This window comes from Streptomyces sp. NPDC001700 (assembly GCF_053596435.1).
On record NZ_JBSFGE010000075.1, the window covers coordinates 1 to 4,081 of the forward strand.

General features: G+C 70.0%; 1 protein-coding gene. It reads right to left on the reverse strand.

Going from position 1 to position 4,081, the window contains the following annotated elements; genetic code table 11:
• A partial coding sequence (locus ACWC5C_RS41985) for an amino acid adenylation domain-containing protein (protein ID WP_450884623.1) occupies positions 1-4,081 on the reverse strand: 4,081 nt, incomplete at both ends.

Here is a 4,081-nt window from a genome sequence, read left to right on the forward strand (position 1 = left end):
TGGGGGTGAGGGGGAGGGCGGGGAGGGTGGTGTAGGTGGCGGGGAGCATGTGGTCGGGCAGGGTGGCCGACAGGTGGGTGCGTAGTGCTGTGGGGCTGGGGGTGGTGTGGCCGGGGGTGGTGACGGTGTAGGCGGCCAGGCGCCGGTCGCCGGGCCGGTCTTCGCGCACGATGACGGCGGCCTGGGCGAGGGCGGGGTGGGTGGTCAGGGCGGTCTGGATCTCGCCGAGTTCGATCCGGAAGCCCCGGATCTTGACCTGGTCGTCCGCCCGGCCCAGGTATTCCCACTCCCCGTCTGTTGTCCAGCGGGCCAGGTCGCCGGAGCGGTACATGCGGGAACCGGCGGGGCCGTATGGGTCGGCGATGAAGCGTTCGCTTGTCAGGGCGGGCCGGTTGAGGTAGCCGCGGGCCAGGCCCGCGCCTGCTACGTACATCTCTCCGGTGACTCCGGGGGCGGCGGGCTGCAGGGCCGAGTCCAGGATGTACAGGCGCAGGTCCGGGATGGGACCGCCGATCAACGACTTGTGCTGGCCGGACGCGGTTTCCTGGTCGAGGGTCCGGTGGGTGACGTGGACGGTGGTCTCGGTGATGCCGTACATGTTCACCAGCCGTGGGCCACGACCGCCATGCCGCGTATACCAGGCGGCCAGTCGGCCCAGATCCAGCGCCTCACCCCCGAACACCACGTACCGCAGGGCCAGACCATCGCCGAGCTGGGGATTCTCGGTGTCGGCCTGGATCAGCTGGTAGAACGCGGACGGTGTCTGGCTCAGGACCGTGACTTGTTCGCGGACCAGCAGTTCCAGGAACTGTTCCGGGCTGCGGCTGACGGTATGGGGGACCACGACCAGGCGGCCGCCGTGCAGCAGGGGGCCCCACAGCTCCCACACCGAGAAGTCGAACGCGTAGGAGTGGAAGAGTGTCCACACTTCATCCGGTCCGAATCCGAACCAGTGGTCCGTGGCCGTGAACAGCCGCACCACCTGCGCATGCGCCACCACCACCCCCTTGGGCCTGCCCGTGGAACCAGAGGTGTAGATGACATACGCCGGATGCTCGGGCAGCAATGCGCCTACCCGGTCGGTATCTGTGAGGTCCGTGCCCGAATTCTCGGCCAGCTCAGCCACCGTGCCCGGGTCATCGAGCAGCAGCCAGTCCGCTCCCCTCAGCTGGGAGGCGGTGTCCAGACCGGAGATGACCAGTGCCGGGTCCGCGTCCTCCAGGAGGTAGGCGATCCGGTCCGCCGGGTACGAGGGGTCCACCGGCACATACGCCGCCCCCGCCTTCAGCACGCCCAGCAGCGCCACCACCATCTCCACCGACCTCGGCAGAGCGATCGCCACCAGCGACTCCGGACCCACCCCCCGACCGGCCAGTACCCGCGCCAAGCGGTTCGCCGCCGCGTTCAGCTCCCCGTACGACAGCGACACCCCCTCACACGACACCGCGACCCCCGTACCGCCACAAGCGGCGACCCGGGCCTCAAACCGGTCCACCAACGACCCGCCACCAGCCATCGGCTCGCTATCCGTCGCGGCCCAGGCCTGAACAACCTCCCGCCGCTCACCCGCCGAGAGCACCGGAACCAACCCGACCCCACGCCCCGGCTCCGCGAGCAGCCCCTCAAGCACCCGGACGAACCGCTCACCCCACACCGCCACCGACGACCGGTCGAACAAGTCGGCGTTGAACTCCAACTCGCCCCGCAGGCCCCCAGCACCGCCATCGGCGTCACGTATCCCGGACAGGTGGAAGACCAGGTCGAACTTCGCCGCACCCGTCGCGGCTTCCTCGACCGCGACCGTGAGACCGGGCATCCCGGCCGAGGCCGCGAGGGCCTCGCGGTTGTCGTCGTTGGCCCAGTTCAGGACGGTCTGGAAGAGCGGATGGCGCGCGGTGGCGCGCTCGGGGTTGAGGGCCTTCACCAGCCGCTCGAAGGGGACATCCTGGTTACTGAAGGCGGCGAGGTCGGTCTCCCTCACCCGGGCGATCAGCTCCGAGAAGGTCGGATTCCCCGACAGGTCATTGCGCAGGACCAGGGTGTTCACGAAGAACCCGACCAGGTCCTCCACCGCGTCGTCCGTACGACCCGCCACCGGCGAACCGATCGGAATGTCCGCCCCCGCGCCCAACCGGAACAACAACACGGCCAGCGCGGCCTGCACGACCATGAACGGACTCGCCTGATGCTCCCGCGCCACCTCCTCGATCCGGCGGTGCACCTCTTGCGGCACCTCGAACTCGACGGTCCCGCCCTGGTGCGAAGGCACAGCGGGCCTCGGCCGGTCCGTCGGGATCTCCAGCTCGGTCGGCAGACTCGCCAACGCCTCGCGCCAGTAGGCGATCTGCCGGGCGATAGCGCTCTCCGGGTCGTCCTCGGGGCCCAGTACTTCACGCTGCCAGAGCGTGAAGTCGGCGTACTGCACCGGAAGCGGGGCCCAGGTCGGCGCATGGCCGTCCGTGCAGCGTGCCGTGTACGCCGTGGCCAGGTCGCGCACCAGCGGGCCGAACGACCACTCGTCGGCGGCGATGTGGTGGATCAGCACCAGCAGGAGGTACTCGTCCCGCGCGGTCTCGAACAGCGTGGCACGCAGCGGAATCTCGCCCGCCAGGTCGAAGGCGTGGGCCGCCGCGGTCTCCAGGGCGGCACGCAGCTGGTCCGCCGGGACCTGCTCAACGTTCAGCTCCGGCCGTACCGAGGTCCGGATGACCTGGTACGCCCCCTGCTCGTCCCCGGCGATGACGGTACGCAGGGACTCGTGGCGTTCCACGACATCGGCCAGTGCGGCCTCCAGGGCCGCATGGTCGAGTGGGCCGCTCAGGAGCAGGCCCACCGGGATGTTGTAGGCGGCGTTGGGGCCCTCCAACTGGTGCAGGAACCACTGCCCCTGCTGGGCGTGGGAGAGGGGGATGCGGGTGGGGCGTGGTCGGGTGGTGAGGGCGGTGCGGGCGGTGGTGGCGTTGGTGAGTGCGTGGGTGAGGCCGGTGATGGTGGGGGTTTCGAAGAGCTGGCGGACGGAGAGTTCGGCGCCGAGGACGGTACGAACGCGGGAGACCAGGCGGGTGGCCAGGAGGGAGTGTCCGCCGAGGTCGAAGAAGCTGTCGTCGATGCCGACCTGTTCCAGACCGAGGATGTCGGCGTAAAGGGTGGCCAGGATCTCTTCCTGCGGGGTGCGGGGAGCGCGTCCGGTACCGGTGGCGGGGAACTCGGGGTCGGGCAGGGCCTTGCGGTCGAGCTTGCCGTTAGCCGTCAGCGGCAGCGCGTCGAGTCCCACGAACACCGACGGAATCATGTAAGCGGGCAGACGCTGAGCCAGGTGCTCGCGCAACCCCGCTTCGGACACGTCCGCGTCACCGCTGACGAGATATGCCACCAGACGGTCTTCACGGACGACGACGGCCGCCCGGACGATGCCTTCGATGCCGGTGAGCACGGTCTCGATCTCACCGAGTTCGATACGGAACCCACGCACCTTGACCTGATCATCAGCGCGCCGCAGGTAGACGAGGTCGCCGGTACTGGTCCAGCGGACGACGTCTCCCGTGCGGTACATACGGGAACCGGCCGGGCCGTACGGGTCGGCGACGAACCGCTCCCCGGTCAGGGCGGGACGCTTGAGATAGCCGCGCGCCACACCCGCACCCGCGATATACAGCTCCCCCGACACACCGGCCGGGACCGGCTGCAGGTGACCGTCCAGGACATACAGCCGGGTACGGGACAGCGGCCTCCCGATGGTCACCGCGCCCTCTCCGGTGACCTCGGCGGCGGTGGACCAGATCGTGGTCTCCGTCGGCCCGTACACATTCAGCACCGACGCGGCCGAGGCGGCCAGCTGCCCCGCGAGATCCGTGGGCAGGGCCTCGCCCCCCACCAGGACCCGTACGCCCCGCAGCGCATCCCGGGCCTCGTCGGCGACCGCGCGCCACAGACTCGGCGTCGCCTGCATCACCGTGACCCGCTCGCCGCGCAGTGTCTCGCGCAGCGCGGCCGGGTCGTGCACCAGCCCCGGGGTCGCGAGCACCACGCACGCACCCGAGATCAGCGGCGCGAACAGTTCCAGACCGGCGATGTCGAAGCC